Raw genomic sequence first — 15,049 nt, forward strand, 5'->3', positions numbered from 1 at the left:
CCATGGTACAATTCACGCTTCCCAAGAACTCTCGCATCCGGACCGGCAAGACCTGGCCCAAGCCCGATGGCGCAACCAACGTGCGCAAGTTCAAGATCTATCGCTGGAACCCCGATGACGGGGAAAACCCGCGGGTGGACACCTATTTCCTGGATATGGACAAATGCGGTCCGATGATCCTGGACGCGTTGATCAAGATCAAGAACGAGATCGATCCGACGCTGACCTTCCGCCGGTCCTGCCGGGAAGGGATCTGCGGCTCCTGCGCGATGAACATCGACGGGATCAACACCCTGGCCTGTATCTATGGCCTGGACGAGGTGAAGGGCGACGTGCGGATCTATCCGCTGCCGCACATGCCGGTGGTCAAGGACCTGATCCCCGATCTGACGCATTTCTATGCGCAGCATGCCTCGATCATGCCCTGGCTGGAAACCAAGACCAACCGCCCCGCGAAAGAGTGGAAGCAATCCATCGAGGACCGCAAGAAGCTGGATGGTCTGTATGAATGCGTCATGTGTGCGTCCTGCTCGACCTCGTGCCCGTCCTACTGGTGGAACGGCGATCGGTATCTTGGGCCTGCCGCGCTGCTGCATGCCTATCGCTGGATCATCGACAGCCGCGATGAAGCGACCGGTGAGCGTCTGGACGAGCTGGAGGATCCCTTTAAGCTGTACCGCTGCCACACGATCATGAACTGCGCCAAGACCTGCCCCAAGGGTCTGAACCCGGCGGCGGCGATTTCGCACATCAAGCAGATGATGGTCGAGCGCACCGTCTGATCGGTTGGAACGGCGTGTTTTTGGAAGGGCCCTTTCGGGGGCCCTTTTTCTATGTGGCGGGATCCAATTGTGCGGGGGCCGGGGGCCCCCGCGTTCCATTCTACTCATCCCCGCCCCCGCAGGCGGGGGCAGGGCTTCGGGGCCTCCGGCGGGGATATTTTCGAAAACCAAAGAGGGGCTGACGTGGCGTTCTGCTTTGGAGCCCGGCGCAGGGGCGCATAGGCTTTGCGGGAGGGCTTGGGCTTGGGAGGAGCGGCCATGCAGAGATACCGGGCGGATGTGATCGTCGTGGGGGCGGGGCTTGCGGGACTGGTGGCCGCCGTTGAGGCCGCGGATCGCGGGCGCAGTGTCCTGTTGCTGGACCAGGAAGGGCCACAGAGCCTGGGCGGGCAGGCCTTCTGGTCGCTTGGCGGGTTGTTCATGGTGGATACGCCGGAACAGCGGCGGATGAAGATCCGCGACAGCCGGGAGCTGGCGGCGCAGGATTGGTATGGCTCGGCCGGGTTTGACCGGGCGGAGGATGCCAACCCGCGCGCCGTGGCCGACGCCTATCTTGATTTTGCCGCCGGTGAGATGCGCGATTGGCTGTCGGGCCTTGGAATGCGCTGGTTTCCCGTTGTCGGCTGGGCCGAGCGGGGCGGCGCGCTGGCGCATGGGCATGGCAATTCGGTGCCGCGCTTTCACCTGACCTGGGGCACCGGGCCGGGGGTGATTGCGCCTTTCGTGGCGCGGGCCGAGGCGCTGGCGAAATCCGGGGCGCTGACCTTCGGGTTCCGGCACAGGGTCACTGAGCTGGACCTGAAGGCGCGCCGGGTGGCGGGGCAGGTTCTGGTGGAGAGTGACGCGCCGCGCGGGGTGTCGACATCGCGCGAGGCGATAGGTGCCTTTGAGGCGGAGGGGCAGGCGTTGATCCTGACCTCGGGCGGGATCGGCGGGGACCATGACAAAGTGCGGCGGCACTGGCCGGTCGAGAGGCTTGGGGCGGCCCCAAAGCGCATGGTGTCGGGCGTGCCGGATTACGTGGACGGGCAGTTGCAGGGCCTGGCCGAGGCGGCAGGCGCGGGTGTGATCAACGGCGACCGCATGTGGCATTACTGCGAAGGCATCCAGAACTGGGATCCGATCTGGCCCAACCACGGGATCCGCATCCTGCCGGGGCCGTCGTCGCTTTGGTTCGATGCAAAGGGGCAGCGGATGGAGGCCCCCTGTCTGCCGGGGTTCGACACGCTGGCGACCCTGCGGCGGATCCTGTCGACCGGAGAGGATCACAGCTGGTTCATCCTGACCCAGGCGATCATCAAGAAGGAATTCGCCCTGTCCGGGTCCGAGCAGAACCCGGATTTCACGTCCGGGAAGTGGGGGGAGGTCATCAAGGCGCGCATCCTGAACAAGGCGGCAACAGCACCGGTCGAGGCCTTCAAGGAACACGGCGCGGATTTCGTCGTGGCCGACACGCTGGAGGCGCTGGTCGAGGGCATGAACCGGCTGGAGCCGCAAAGCCCGCTGGACCCGGCCCGGATCCGGGCCCAGGTCGAGGCGCGGGACCGCGAGATGGAGAACCCATTTACCAAGGACGCGCAGGTGACGGCGATCCACGGGGCGCGGAGGTACCTGGGCGACCGGCTGGTGCGGACGGCAAAGCCGCATCGGATCCTGGATCCCAAGGCGGGGCCGCTGATCGCGGTGCGGCTGAACATCCTGACACGCAAGTCCCTGGGCGGGCTGCACACGGATGTGAAGGCGCGGGTGCTGGATGCCCGGGGCGAGGTGATCGAGGGTGTCTATGCCGCCGGAGAGGTCGCAGGCTTTGGTGGCGGTGGCTATCATGGCTACAACGCGCTGGAGGGGACGTTCCTGGGCGGCTGCCTTTTCACCGGGCGCGTGGCCGGGCGCGAGGTCTGAGATCTGCAATTGCTGCAATGCGGCATTGCGAAAACTTCTGCTGTCATTTCGGCGCTTTGGGGCCATGTAGTGGGGCAGGGAGGGGCCTTTGATCCAATGAGGCACCTGATGGACAAGATCGCAAAACCCAGCCAGGAGCAGCTGCGCAAGGCGCAGGATGCCCTGAACGCCCTGAACCAGGCTTACGAATATTTCGAACCGCTGCCGCAGGTCACCGAGAGTGCCGCGCAGGGCGAATACTTCGAATACGTCAAAGCCGCCTGATCGATTTCCGGTACTTTGGCCGATGCAACTCTGCCACGGTTCTTTCCCTGCCGTGGCGGAGTTCATAAATTTTATCAATGGCTTAATCCCCGTATGCAGGGGTGGCCCAAAAAAATTTCCTCCGGGGACATTTTTGGTATTGATCGAATCCGGGTTTGGCCCGATATGGCGACTTACATAGACGCCAACGCACGCGCCTCTGGCGAGAGGGCTAAGACTATAAGCCCTGCGGTTACGTAGCGACGGTAACGTCTTCACTGGAACTGAGCGGTCTGCGCCGAGCAATCGGAATGGCCGGGTCTTTTGGAGATGACCAATGAACGCATACGTAGCCGATTTTTCGGTCCGCACTTCTATTCGCCGTGAATCCCGCGTGGAATCCTTCATCCGTTCGACCGTGTTCGACCGCCCGACGCTGGTCATCGACGTCGACCGCGTGGAAGAGCAGTACCACGCGCTGAAGGCCGGCCTGGGTCATGCCCGCATCCACTATGCCGTCAAAGCCAACCCGCAGCGCGAGATCATCGAGCGTCTGGTTGACCTCGGCTCGGGCTTCGACGCGGCATCGCGCGCGGAAATCGAACTCTGCCTGTCGCTGGGTGCCCGCCCCGAGAACATCTCGTTCGGGAACACCGTCAAGAAGGTGCGCGATATTGAATTCGCCTTCCACGCCGGTGTCACCCTGTTCGCGGCCGATGCGGAAGAAGAGCTGGAAAAGATTGCAGAATTCGCGCCCGGTTCGGATGTCTACATCCGTCTGATCGTCGATGCCTCGGAAGCGGATTGGCCGCTGTCGCGCAAGTTCGGCTGTGCCCGTGACAAGGCCGTGTCGCTGATGGACATGGCGGTCGAGCTGGGCCTGAAACCTGTCGGTTTCTCGTTCCACGTGGGTTCGCAAACCAAACGCGCCGAAATGTGGACCGCCACGCTGGACCAGGTTGCCGCGATGTGGAAAGCCGCCCATGAAGCAGGTCACGAGCTGACCCTGCTGAACATCGGTGGTGGTTTCCCTGCCTACTACGGTGAGGAAATCCAGCGTCCGACGGCCTACGCCGCCCGCGTGATGGAGCTGATCGAAGAGCGTTTCGGCCATGTCGCCCACGTGATGGCAGAGCCCGGCCGTGGCCTGGTTGCCGAAGCTGGTGCGATTGCCGCCGAAGTTCTGCTGGTGTCGAAGAAATCCGACAGTGACCTGCACCGCTGGGTTTACCTGGACATCGGTAAATTCTCGGGTCTGGCCGAAACCATGGACGAAGCGATCCGCTACCAGTTCCTGACCGACCGCGATCACGAAGCCACCGGCCCCTGCATCCTGGCAGGTCCGTCCTGCGACAGCGCCGACGTGCTTTACGAAAAACGCCCGGTCGAGCTGCCGATGGGTCTGCGTTCGGGCGACCGTTTCATCATCCGCAACTGCGGTGCCTATACCTCGACCTATGCGTCGATCGGCTTCAACGGCTTCCCGCCGCTGGACGTGGTGGTGATCTGATCACCGCTTGAGCCCCGCGAGGGGAGGCGGGGTTCGCGTGTTCGGGCGCAGGGGGAAACCTCTGCGCCCCTTTTCATTCTGGAATGCGCTTTGGTTTGCCCCGTCGACGGTGTCCTGCGCCGGGCCAAGGGCGCAAAAAAGGCCCCGGATGTGGGGCCCTTTTCCTGGTCTGATCGGGGGATCAGCCCTCAAGCTTGTCCTGGGTCTTCGTCTCGAAGTCGCTGGCGTCATGGCGTTCGCGCAGCTGTTTCGACGGATCGCCCGAGGCCGCGTTGACCATGCGGCCGCGCTGCACCGCGGGGCGGGCAAAGATCGTTTCGGCCCATCTGACGACGTGTTTGTAGTCGCCCGCCTGCAGGAAGGTCTTGCCTTCTTCATAGGCCCCTTCGGTGGCCATGCGGCCATACCAGGGGGCAGTGGCCATGTCGGCGATCGAATAGTCGGACCCGGCCAGGAATTCATTCTTCTCCAGCTGCTTGTCCAGGACGTCCAGCTGGCGCTTCACCTCCATCGCGAAGCGGTTGATGGGGTATTCCATCTTGAAGGGCGCATAGGCGTAGAAATGGCCAAAACCGCCGCCCAGATAGGGGGCAGAGCCCTGCAGCCAGAACAGCCAGTTCATCGCCTCGGTCCGTGCGCGGTGATCGTTGGGCAGGAAGGCCCCGAACTTTTCCGCCAGGTAGAACAGGATGTTACCGGATTCAAAGACGCGCAGCGGCGCATCGCCGGAATGGTCGACCATGGCGGGGATCTTGGAGTTCGGGTTGGCCTCGACAAAGCCGGAGCCGAACTGGTCGCCGTCCCCGATGTTGATCAGCCAGGCGTCATATTCGGCGTCGGAATGACCGGCGGCCAGCAGCTCCTCGAAGAGGATCGTGACCTTCTGGCCGTTCGGCGTTGCCAGCGAATAAAGCTGATGGGGATGCTTGCCGACGGGCAGATCCTTGTCATGGGTCGCGCCAGAAATCGGACGGTTGATGCTGGCAAAGCGGCCGCCGCTTTCCTGGTCCCAGGTCCAGACCTTCGGCGGGGTATAGTCGTCTTGGCTCATGATCGTCTCCTATGTTGCGGGCACTAGAGCAGGCTTGCGCAGCGGGCTCAACGCAGAAGGCGTGGCGGTGATGTTCATGATTGCGCAAAGACGCCGTCGCGGTCAGTCTGGCCCGCATGACCGCCCCAGTGACACCCCCCGCGAATGAGACTTTCCCGGCCCCCGCAGACGCCCAGGCCCGGCGCCGGATGGCCCCGGTGATCTGCTACCCGACCGACAGCCTGCCGCCCGCGCCGCTAGAGCTTTACGCCCGTGCGCGGAAGGGGGCGCAGAAGACCGGTGAATGGGTGGCACAGCCCCGCGATGCGGCAGCCTTCCGGGTGCCGGCGGGATCGTTCTTTCGCATCACCTGTGTTGAAGGCCCCCAGGTCGGGGATCTGAACCTCTGGTCCGCGGATATGTCCGAGCGGTTTTACTCCGGCAAAACCCGTGCCTTGCATGGCACGCACCTGGGCGTCGGCAACCGGATGTGGAGCAGCTTTCCCTCCCTGCGCCCCATGGCGACGATGGTGGCGGATACGCTGGCCTGGTACGGCGCGGATGAATTTGGCGGGCGGGTGCATGACGTGATCGGCACGCGCTGCGATCCGCATACGCACCACCTTCTAAGCGGGGGGCAGTACCACCACTGCTGCCATTCGAACCTGACCCGCGCGGTCGTGGCTGAGACCGGGCTGCCGGTCGATCAGGCCGCCACGCTGGTCCACGATGTGCTCAACGTCTTCATGTGCACCGGCTTCACCCGCGATACCGGCCAGTACTTCATGAAGGCCAGCCCGGTGCGGCCCGGCGATTATGTCGAGTTCTTCGCCGAAATCGACCTGGTCGGCGCGCTTTCGGCCTGCCCGGGAGGCGACTGCGGCTCCGAGCATTCGTCCGACACCGCCCCCTGCCACCCGCTGCTGATCGAGCGCTTCACCCCGGATGCGGCTGCCCTCTCCGGCTGGTCCAGCCCCGCGCGCAACGGCTATGACGGCACGCATGGGCTCTGACCCGGGTTGACGGTGTTTTGGGGCGGGGTATTGCCCGTTGAGCCGTTGAGCCGTTGAGCCGTTGAGCCGTTGCTCCGTTGCTCCGTTGCTCCGTTGCTCCGTTGCTCCGTTGCTCCGTTGCTCCGTTGCTCCGTTGCTCCGTTGCTCCGTTGCTCCGTTGAACCACCAGCCACGTTTCGCACACCGGCCTTCGGCTGGGCGGGCGAGCAACATCCCACGCACCAAAACATGCGGGGTCTGCACAAGCGGTCAGATGCGCCGCAAGACATGTCGATCAGCATCGAATTCTGGTCCCCTGGCGAAGCCACTTTCTGGCCGAGGAAACTCTGGGGCGGCCGAAGCTCGGCACCCCATGCAAAATCACGCAGGCCGTCCTCAGCGCCCGTCACATCGCCCAAGAAGAAGTCGATCAGCACCACGCTCCGGTCACAGGGCGAAGCCAATCAAACCGCGCGCCGCACCAATCAAACCAAGCCCATCCCTCGCTCAAACCCCTCAGGCGAAAGCCGCCTCAAGCGCGATCTCGACCATCTCGCCAAAGCTCTTTTCCCGATCTTCCGAGGGCAGCGCCTCGTGCGTTTTCAGGTGATCCGACACCGTCAGCACCGCCAAAGCCCGCCGGCCGTAGCGCGCGGCCAGGGTGTAGAGCTCGGCCGCCTCCATCTCGACAGCTAGGATCCCGTGACGCTCCATCGTCTCGTCCAGGTCGGGACGCTCGGCATAGAACACGTCCGCCGAATAAATCCCGCCGGTATGCGTCGTAACGCCCCGGGCTTCGGCGGCCTCATAGGCCGCCTTCAGCAGGCCGAAATCGGCGGTCGGGGCAAAGTTGACCTCCTTGAAGAAGCCAAGCGACGGGGTCGAGATCGATGTGGCCGACATCGCCAGGATCACGTCGCGGATCTTCACCTTGTCCTGCATCGCCCCGCAGGACCCGATACGGATCAGGGTCTGCGCCCCATAGTCGCGGATCAGTTCATTCGCGTAGATCGAGAGAGAGGGCATGCCCATCCCAGATCCTTGGATCGTCACGCGATGGCCTTTCCAGGTCCCGGTGAAGCCCAGCATGCCGCGCACTTCGTTTACCAGTTCGGCCCCGTCCAGAAAGGTCTCTGCCGCCCATTTCGCGCGATAGGGATCGCCCGGCATCAGAACAGTTTCCGCGATCTGGCCTGGCTTGGCCCCGATATGGATGGTCATGGATCAGCCTCCGTTTGCTGGCCCGACTATCCCGCCGTCCCCGGCATTTGTCCACGCCCGACCCCGGGTCACGTCCTCAGTTAACCTCCCTTCGCTCCGCATAGGGTCCACCCCCCGCCGATTGTCGGCCCGACAACGCTTACGGGGGGCTTCACCAAAGGCGGTCACCGGCGTCACCGCCAAAACCGCCCCACGACACTCCACGATTCCAGTTAAGAAACCCTTTCCGCGCATCCTCTTGCCGAAAATATCCCGGGGTAGGCGGCAAATGCCCAGGCATTTGACGCCAAGGGGCAGCGCCCCTTGCAGATAAAACGGAATGCGCCGCAGGCGCTCCTTTGGATCGGTCCCGGCGAACCTAGCCGCGCCCGATATAGGGCATCTTGGTCGCCATGATCGTCATGAACTGCACATTGGCCTCGGGCGGCAGAAGCGCCATATTCAGAACTGCCTGCGCCGCGTGCTCCACGTCCATGGACGGTGGCGGGGCCGTCGGATTGGCATCTATGATCCCCTGAAGAAGATCCGTGCGCGCATTGCCGATGTCGATCTGACCGCAGGCGATGTCAAAGGCCCGCCCGTCCAGCGAAAGCGTCCGCGTCATCCCGGTCACTGCATGTTTGGTCGCCGTATAGGCCAGGGATCCCTCGCGCGGGACATGGGCGGAAATCGAGCCGTTGTTGATGATCCGCCCGCCTTGTGGATCCTGTCGCCGCATCTGGCGAAACGCCGCGCGGGCCGCCAGGAACATGCCGGTCAGGTTCAGATCCACGACCGCACGCCATTCCTCTAGCGTGATCCCGTCGATCGTATCGGCCCGCCCGAAGGTGCCGGCGTTGTTGAACAGCACATCCAGCCGTCCGGTCCGCGCCACCAGCTGTTCGACCGCCGCATCGACGGCGGCCTCATCGGTGACATCCGCGGGCAGGATCATCGCGTTGTCGTCTCCGCCAAAATTCGCGCTCAGCGCGTCTGCGCGCCGGGCAAGGCATCCGACCTGCCAGCCCGCCTTTAAAAACGCCTGGGCGGTGGCCAGGCCGATGCCGCTGCTGGCCCCGGTGATCAGGATCGTCTTCATGGCGCGGTCTCCTCGGTGGTGCTCAGGCTCAGCGGCGCGGGGGGCGCGGCGCGCAGATCGTCGACCGACAGGGGCGCGGTCGGCCGCGACAGCCGGTTGCGCACGATCCAGTGCAGCCGCGTCTCGGCCCGGGTGATCGCCACATAGGCCAGCCGTTTCCACAGCGGCTGCCCGGCCTCGACCCGACCGACGCGGGCGGCGGCGTAAAGGTCGGGGGCAAAGACCTGCACCTCGGGCCATTGCGAGCCCTGCGCCTTGTGGATCGTCACCGCCGCGCCATGCAGAAAGGTCGCGCCCATGCGGGCGGCATAAGGGATGAAGGGCTCTTCCTCGTCCGGTTTCTCAATCTTCACGATCGAGGCCGCCGAGACCTGCGGGCTTTCCGCCCCCATCACGTGCAGACGCGAAAACCCGGGCTTGGACCCGGGGCCAAGGTAGACAACCTGTGCCCCCTTGATCAGCCCGCGCGCTTCCAGATCAAGGCGCTTCTTGCGGTGTTTCAGAGGCAGCTCGATCCCGTCGCAGATCAGCGGCTCTCCGGGCAGAAGGGCGTCTTCGGGGGCGTCATGCACCCGGCGGAAGGCATTGATCAGGCGGATGCGCGTGACGTTGCGCCAGACCAGGACCGGCGATCGCGCCATCAGGTCGACCTCGACCCGCTGGCCCCAGATCACCCGGTCGTCGGCGCGGGCCTTGTCCTCGATCATGCGCTCGAAGTCCTCGAAGCTCAGCTGCGGGTCGGCCAGGGCATGGGCCAGGTCAAGGATCGGGTTGTCCGCGTCCTGGCGGTGGACCCGGTCCAGGTGCATCAGGTTGGGCGCGGCGACGCGATCAAAGACCATGCGGCCGGATTGGCCGACCGGGGCCAGCTGGGCGGGATCGCCGAAGATCAGAAGCGTCGGGAAGATTTCGCGCAGATCGTCGAACTGCTTGTCGTCCAGCATCGAGGCCTCGTCGATCAGCCCAATGTCCAGCGGGTCATCGCGCCGCTTCCATCCGGTGATGAAATCCGACCCGCGCAGCCCGGCTGCCGCCAGAGCGCCGGGGACGGATTTGTTGGTCTCGAAGAAGGCCATGGCGCGGTCCAGCGCTTCATCTGTCAGCCCTTCGATCTCGGGTCGGTCGCCTTCTCCGGCCAGCCATTCCGCGATGCGTTCGTATTGCGGGTCATAGACCGGGGTATAGAGGATGCGGTGGATCGTCGTCGCGGGCACGCCGCGCAGCCGCAGGACCGAGGCCGCCTTGTTCGTCGGTGCGAGGATGGCCAGCGTCCGGCGGTCCTTGTGCTTGCGCGGTTCGTAATCCCCCGAGATCAGCGTCACGCCGGCCTCTTCCGCTGCGCGCGACAGCGCCGAAAGAAGAAGCGTCTTGCCCGAACCGGCCTTGCCGGTGACGGCCAACACCCGACCCTTGCCCGCGCCGGGGGGCTGGGTGAAGCCGTCGGTCAGATCGACCCCGTCTTCGCGCAGGGCTTCGGTGATGCGATCGAAGGCATCGGCCTGATCGTGCGAAAAGGTCACCGAGGGCAGGGAGGCGGGGGTCTGCGTCATGCGCGGACGCTACAGCGCTTTGGGGCGGAGTTCCATATGGTCCGCGCCCGCGCCCGTCGTTCCATGGGTATGCTTTTGCGGTGTCGGCTTCGGCCGCCCCCGCGGGGGCGGGCGCGTTGTGGAAGGGGCGTAGCGCGGTGGCGAGGGTTACTCGGCGGCGACCGACTTGGGATCGGCCAGCTCGACCACGTCCATCATGATCGTGTTCAGCTGGAAATCCTTCGGCGTGTAGACCCGGGCAACGCCCATGGCCAACAGGCGTTTTCCGTCCTCGTCGGGAATGATCCCGCCGACGATCACGGGGATATGCGAAAGGCCGGCGTCGCGCATGCGGGTCATGACCTCTTCGACCAGCGGCAGGTGCGAACCGGACAGGATCGAGAGGCCAACGACATGCGCCTCTTGTTCCTGCGCGCGGGTGACAATTTCTTCGGGCGTCAGGCGGATGCCGTCGTAGTTGATGTCCATGCCGCAGTCGCGGGCGCGGAAGGCGATCTGTTCGGCCCCGTTGGAATGGCCGTCCAGCCCCGGCTTGCCGATGACGAACTTCAACCGGCGGCCCAGCTTGTCCGACACGGCATTGACCGCGTCGCGGATGTCGTCCAGCCCCTCGGTCTGGTTCGACACGCTGGCCGAGACGCCCGTGGGACCACGGTATTCGCCATGCACGGCGCGCATCTGGGCGGCCCATTCGCCGGTGGTGACGCCGGCCTTGGCCGCGGCAATCGAGGCGGGCATGCAGTTTTCCCCGGCCGCAGCGGCGGCACGCAGATCGGCAAGGGCCTTTTTCACCGCGTCTTCGTCGCGGGCGGCGCGCCAGGCGATCAGGCGCTCGACCTGGTCGGCCTCGACCGCCGGGTCGACCGTCATGATGCCGCCGTCTTCGCCCATCAGGGGCGAGGGCTCGGCCTCGGTCCATTTGTTCACGCCGACGACGATGGTCTTGTCGGTCTCGATCTTGTTCACACGCTCGGCGTTGGATTCCACCAGGCGCGACTTCATGTAGTCGATCGCGGCCACGGCCCCGCCCATGGAATCGAGGTTCGCCAGTTCAGCGCGCGCGCCTTCCTTCAGCGCCGCGACCTTGGCATCCACCGCCGGGTTGCCGTCGAAAAGGTCGCCATATTCCAGCAGGTCGGTTTCATAGGCCATGATCTGCTGCATGCGCAGCGACCATTGCTGATCCCAGGGGCGCGGCAGGCCCAGGGCCTCGTTCCAGGCGGGCAGCTGCACGGCGCGGGCGCGGGCCTTTTTCGACAGGGTCACGGCCAGCATCTCGATCAGGATGCGGTAGACGTTGTTTTCGGGCTGCTGTTCGGTCAGGCCGAGAGAGTTCACCTGCACCCCATAGCGGAAGCGGCGGAATTTCGGATCCTCGACGCCGTACCGCTCCTGGCAGATCTCGTCCCAGAGATCGACGAAGGCGCGCATCTTGCACATCTCGGTCACGAAGCGGATGCCGGCGTTCACGAAGAAGGAGATCCGGCCCACGACCTGGGGAAAATCCTCGGCCGGGACGCGCGGGCGGAGTTCGTCCAGAACCGCCATGCCGGTGGCCAGCGCATAGGCCAGTTCCTGTTCCGGCGTCGCGCCGGCCTCTTGCAGGTGGTAGGAACAGACGTTCATCGGGTTCCACTTGGGAACCTCCTTGTAGCAATATTCGGCCACATCCGCGATCATCTTGAGCGAGGGGGCAGGCGGGCAGATATAGGTTCCGCGCGACAGGTATTCCTTGATTAGGTCGTTCTGCACGGTGCCCTGAAGCGTGGCGGGATCCGCGCCCTGTTCCTCGGCAACGGCGATATACAGCGACAGCAGCCAAGGCGCGGTCGCGTTGATCGTCATCGAGGTGTTCATCTCGGCCAGGGGGATCTGATCGAAGAGCGTGCGCATGTCGCCCAGATGGCTGATCGGCACGCCGACCTTGCCGACCTCACCGCGCGCCAGCACGTGATCGCTGTCGTAACCGGTCTGGGTCGGCAGGTCGAAGGCCACCGACAGGCCGGTCTGACCCTTTTTCAGGTTGGTCCGGTACAGTTCGTTCGAAGCCTTGGCCGTGGAATGGCCCGAGTAGGTGCGGAACAGCCAGGGGCGGTCTTTCTGGGTCTCGGTCATGCGGTGCCTCGGTTCGTTGATGGGATTCGGGTGCGCAACTAAATTTCGTCTTGAGGTCAGTATCTGAAAGAATGTGGCGATGTCAATTCGCTGCGGCGCGGCGCATTCGATTGGTGGGTGCTGTGCTGCAGCAAAGGGCGATCAGGCTGGGGCGCGTTGATCGAAGGGGCAGACGGGAAAGGGGGGCACATAGAAAAACAGCGCCCCGAAGTGGGACGCTGTTCGTGTCGTGGCTGCGGCAAGGGTCAGCCCTTGCGGCGGATCAGGCCGAAGCCCGCCAGCGCCGATCCCATCAGGACCAGACCTGCGGGCAGGGGCACCGCGGGTGTCGTGGTGAAGCTGAGGTTGTCGGCGTAGACGTTGTTTTGGGTGTTAAAACCTTCCCCGAAGAAGATCACGTAGGCGATGTTGGACAGGCTGCTGACGTTGAGCGTGGTCATGCCCGAGACGCCCGCAGCAAGGGAGCCCGTGGCGCTGTCCAGTTCGTTGCCAAGCGAGTCATAGGCGAAGAGGAACAGGGCGTCGGCGTCCTGGCCATAGTCGCCCATGTCGACGGAAAATGCCGTGACATCCGTGGCCGAGAAGTCAGCGCGGTACTTCTGCGTGTAGTCAGATCCGGTCGGCAGGATGGCTTTGGTGCCGTTCGGTCCCGAGCTGACAAAACCGGTGGCCAGCGTCAGGCCGCCCAGGTCGGTGCCAGCGATGGTCGTGCCGGTCGCAAACGATTCGAAATCGATGGTCGTGGTGGCCGCCTGGGCCGAAAAAGCCAGCATGGACAGGCCGGCGGCTGCAAGAATGGTTTTCAAGACAAGGTCCCCCTTTTGGGTAAAGCGCGTCGCATTCAGGCGCGCCAACCCCAAATGCCGCGTGGCAGAATAAGGGATGGCGGCAACGCGCAGGGGTCAGATGTGGTCTGAAGTCCGACCAAGTCAAGTTGGCGCTGCAGTCTGTAAAAATTGGGCATTTTCCTGCTTCTCCGGCCTGCTTCGGAGGAGAGTTGAAATTTCACGACGACAGAAAATTACAAAAAATCCACTTCCCTTGTTGCAAAGTTGCGCGATGCATTTTACTTCCATGTTTGCAGCTGCAGCGATTCTGCGTTGCGGCAAACGAGACACAGGAGGTCCCCATGGCTCTGGATACTGATTCCGCGATCGCGGCTTATGACGCGCCCAAAAAAGACCTGTATGAAATCGGTGAAATGCCCCCCCTGGGGCATGTGCCGAAGCAGATGTACGCCTGGGCGATCCGCCGTGAGCGCCACGGTGAGCCGATCACGTCGTTCCAGAAGGAAGTCGTCGACACCTGGCAGATCGACAGCCACGAGGTGCTGGTTCTCGTCATGGCGGCCGGTGTGAACTACAACGGCGTCTGGGCCGGCAAGGGCGAGCCGATTTCGCCGTTCGACGTGCATGGTCAGGACTACCACATCGCCGGGTCCGATGCCTCGGGCATCGTCTGGGCCGTGGGCGACAAGGTGAAGAACTGGAAAGTGGGCGACGAGGTCGTGATCCACTGCAACCAGGACGATGGCGACGATGAAGAGTGCAACGGCGGCGATCCGATGTTCTCTCCGACGCAGCGGATCTGGGGCTACGAAACCGGCGACGGGTCCTTCGCGCAGTTCACCCGCGTGCAGGCGCAGCAGCTGATGCCGCGCCCCAAGCACCTGACCTGGGAAGAGGCCGCCTGCTACACGCTGACGCTGGCCACCGCCTACCGGATGCTGTTCGGTCACCACCCGCATGAGCTGAAACCCGGCCAGAACGTTCTGGTCTGGGGTGCCTCGGGCGGTCTGGGCTCCTACGCGATCCAGCTGGCGACCACCGCGGGTGCAAATGCGATCGGCGTGATCTCGGACGAGAGCAAGCGCGACTTCGTCATGGCCCAGGGTGCCAAGGGCGTGATCAACCGGAAGGACTTCAACTGCTGGGGTCAGCTGCCGAAGGTCAACAGCCCCGAGTACAACGAATGGCTGAAAGAGGCCCGCAAGTTCGGTAAGGCGATCTGGGAGATCACCGGCAAGGGCGTGAACGTGGACATGGTCTTTGAACACCCCGGCGAGGCGACCTTCCCGGTGTCGACCCTGGTGGTCAAGAAGGGCGGGATCGTGGTGATCTGTGCCGGGACCTCGGGCTTCAACACCACCTTCGACGTGCGCTACATGTGGATGCACCAGAAGCGTCTGCAGGGCTCGCACTTTGCCAACCTGAAACAGGCCGCATCGGCGAACCGCCTGATGATGGAGCGCCGCCTGGACCCCTGCATGTCCGAGCTGTTCCCCTGGGACGAGATCCCCGAGGCGCACATGAAGATGCTGCGGAACGAGCACAAGCCCGGCAACATGGCGGTGCTGGTGCAATCCCCGCGCGCCGGGTTGCGCACGGTCGAGGAAGTGCTGGACGCTGGCCGCGGCTGAGTGTCGCCCGGGGTCTTGGACAGCTGTCCGAGGCCGGGAGTTGAATAGCGAAATGAGAAAGGGCCGTCCGGATTTCGGGCGGCCCTTTTGGATTTGTCGGGGTGGTGTTGTTAAGTTGGCCGGGCCTGCTGGCCCGGTTTGTATCTGTTTGTCCGGGCCTGAAGGCCCGGACGGGGGTGAGGGGCGCTGCCCCTCACACTCCCCGGG

Annotated in this window: 12 protein-coding genes; 6 read left to right on the forward strand and 6 right to left on the reverse strand. The window is 64.1% G+C overall.

What is annotated here, in order from left to right; translation table 11 throughout:
• Positions 1 to 2 precede the first annotated feature (2 nt).
• The 4 genes from BMX99_RS09500 (at position 3) to BMX99_RS09510 (ending at position 4,437) form a co-directional block, all read left to right on the forward strand.
• A complete protein-coding gene (locus BMX99_RS09500) occupies positions 3 to 782 on the forward strand; it encodes a succinate dehydrogenase iron-sulfur subunit (RefSeq protein WP_093450542.1) in 780 nt (259 codons plus the stop codon).
• Between the two features lie 258 nt (positions 783 to 1,040).
• A complete protein-coding gene (locus tag BMX99_RS09505; RefSeq protein ID WP_093450545.1) occupies positions 1,041 to 2,684 on the forward strand; it encodes an FAD-binding dehydrogenase in 1,644 nt (547 codons plus the stop codon).
• A 108-nt stretch (positions 2,685 to 2,792) separates the two neighbouring features.
• Complete coding sequence (locus tag BMX99_RS19665) at positions 2,793 to 2,948, forward strand: hypothetical protein (protein WP_170848696.1); 156 nt, start codon at positions 2,793 to 2,795, stop codon at positions 2,946 to 2,948.
• A 316-nt stretch (positions 2,949 to 3,264) separates the two neighbouring features.
• Positions 3,265 to 4,437 (forward strand): type III PLP-dependent enzyme, encoded by a 1,173-nt coding sequence (locus tag BMX99_RS09510; protein WP_093450548.1) that lies wholly within the window; start codon positions 3,265 to 3,267, stop codon positions 4,435 to 4,437.
• A 181-nt stretch (positions 4,438 to 4,618) separates the two neighbouring features.
• Here BMX99_RS09510 and yghU read toward each other — a convergent pair whose 3' ends face one another.
• Positions 4,619 to 5,488, reverse strand: a complete 870-nt coding sequence (yghU, locus tag BMX99_RS09515; protein WP_093450551.1) for a glutathione-dependent disulfide-bond oxidoreductase — start codon at positions 5,486 to 5,488, stop codon at positions 4,619 to 4,621.
• 116 nt (positions 5,489 to 5,604) lie between these two features.
• On the opposite strand from yghU, the gene BMX99_RS09520 reads away from it, so the two are divergent.
• Positions 5,605 to 6,480 carry an urea carboxylase-associated family protein gene (locus BMX99_RS09520; RefSeq protein ID WP_093451305.1) on the forward strand — a complete coding sequence of 292 codons (876 nt, stop codon included), beginning with the start codon at positions 5,605 to 5,607 and terminating at the stop codon, positions 6,478 to 6,480.
• 495 nt (positions 6,481 to 6,975) lie between these two features.
• Here BMX99_RS09520 and deoD read toward each other — a convergent pair whose 3' ends face one another.
• The 5 genes from deoD to BMX99_RS09545 all read right to left on the reverse strand — a co-directional run bounded on the left by deoD (position 6,976) and on the right by BMX99_RS09545 (position 13,229).
• Positions 6,976 to 7,680 (reverse strand): purine-nucleoside phosphorylase, encoded by a 705-nt coding sequence (deoD, locus tag BMX99_RS09525; protein ID WP_093450553.1) that lies wholly within the window; start codon positions 7,678 to 7,680, stop codon positions 6,976 to 6,978.
• Between the two features lie 358 nt (positions 7,681 to 8,038).
• The gene (locus BMX99_RS09530; protein WP_093450556.1) at positions 8,039 to 8,758 is read right to left on the reverse strand and encodes an SDR family oxidoreductase; all 720 of its coding nucleotides are present in this window, start codon (positions 8,756 to 8,758) and stop codon (positions 8,039 to 8,041) included.
• Positions 8,755 to 10,308 carry an ATP-dependent DNA helicase gene (locus BMX99_RS09535; RefSeq protein WP_093450559.1) on the reverse strand — a complete coding sequence of 518 codons (1,554 nt, stop codon included), beginning with the start codon at positions 10,306 to 10,308 and terminating at the stop codon, positions 8,755 to 8,757. Before BMX99_RS09535 ends, BMX99_RS09530 begins: the two co-directional genes overlap by 4 nt.
• Before the next feature lie 147 nt (positions 10,309 to 10,455).
• Positions 10,456 to 12,423 (reverse strand): protein meaA, encoded by a 1,968-nt coding sequence (locus BMX99_RS09540; RefSeq protein ID WP_093450561.1) that lies wholly within the window; start codon positions 12,421 to 12,423, stop codon positions 10,456 to 10,458.
• 245 nt (positions 12,424 to 12,668) lie between these two features.
• Positions 12,669 to 13,229, reverse strand: a complete 561-nt coding sequence (locus BMX99_RS09545) for a VPLPA-CTERM sorting domain-containing protein (protein ID WP_093450563.1) — start codon at positions 13,227 to 13,229, stop codon at positions 12,669 to 12,671.
• A gap of 323 nt (positions 13,230 to 13,552) precedes the next feature.
• Here BMX99_RS09545 and ccrA point away from each other — a divergent pair, with 323 nt between their 5' ends.
• Complete coding sequence (ccrA, locus tag BMX99_RS09550; RefSeq protein WP_093450565.1) at positions 13,553 to 14,842, forward strand: crotonyl-CoA carboxylase/reductase; 1,290 nt, start codon at positions 13,553 to 13,555, stop codon at positions 14,840 to 14,842.
• Positions 14,843 to 15,049 lie beyond the last annotated feature (207 nt).

The organism is Pseudooceanicola nitratireducens (assembly GCF_900109195.1).
Lineage (GTDB): Bacteria > Pseudomonadota > Alphaproteobacteria > Rhodobacterales > Rhodobacteraceae > Pseudooceanicola > Pseudooceanicola nitratireducens.

What these genes read in the sequence shown, in the direction of transcription:
- BMX99_RS09500 (WP_093450542.1), top strand. Translation starts at nt 3, where the DNA reads ATGGTACAATTCACGCTTCCCAAGAACTCTCGCATCCGGACCGGCAAG.
- BMX99_RS09505 (WP_093450545.1), top strand. Translation starts at nt 1,041, where the DNA reads ATGCAGAGATACCGGGCGGATGTGATCGTCGTGGGGGCGGGGCTTGCG.
- BMX99_RS19665 (WP_170848696.1), top strand. Translation starts at nt 2,793, where the DNA reads ATGGACAAGATCGCAAAACCCAGCCAGGAGCAGCTGCGCAAGGCGCAG.
- BMX99_RS09510 (WP_093450548.1), top strand. Translation starts at nt 3,265, where the DNA reads ATGAACGCATACGTAGCCGATTTTTCGGTCCGCACTTCTATTCGCCGT.
- yghU (WP_093450551.1), bottom strand. Translation starts at nt 5,488, where the DNA reads ATGAGCCAAGACGACTATACCCCGCCGAAGGTCTGGACCTGGGACCAG.
- BMX99_RS09520 (WP_093451305.1), top strand. Translation starts at nt 5,605, where the DNA reads ATGACCGCCCCAGTGACACCCCCCGCGAATGAGACTTTCCCGGCCCCC.
- deoD (WP_093450553.1), bottom strand. Translation starts at nt 7,680, where the DNA reads ATGACCATCCATATCGGGGCCAAGCCAGGCCAGATCGCGGAAACTGTT.
- BMX99_RS09530 (WP_093450556.1), bottom strand. Translation starts at nt 8,758, where the DNA reads ATGAAGACGATCCTGATCACCGGGGCCAGCAGCGGCATCGGCCTGGCC.
- BMX99_RS09535 (WP_093450559.1), bottom strand. Translation starts at nt 10,308, where the DNA reads ATGACGCAGACCCCCGCCTCCCTGCCCTCGGTGACCTTTTCGCACGAT.
- BMX99_RS09540 (WP_093450561.1), bottom strand. Translation starts at nt 12,423, where the DNA reads ATGACCGAGACCCAGAAAGACCGCCCCTGGCTGTTCCGCACCTACTCG.
- ccrA (WP_093450565.1), top strand. Translation starts at nt 13,553, where the DNA reads ATGGCTCTGGATACTGATTCCGCGATCGCGGCTTATGACGCGCCCAAA.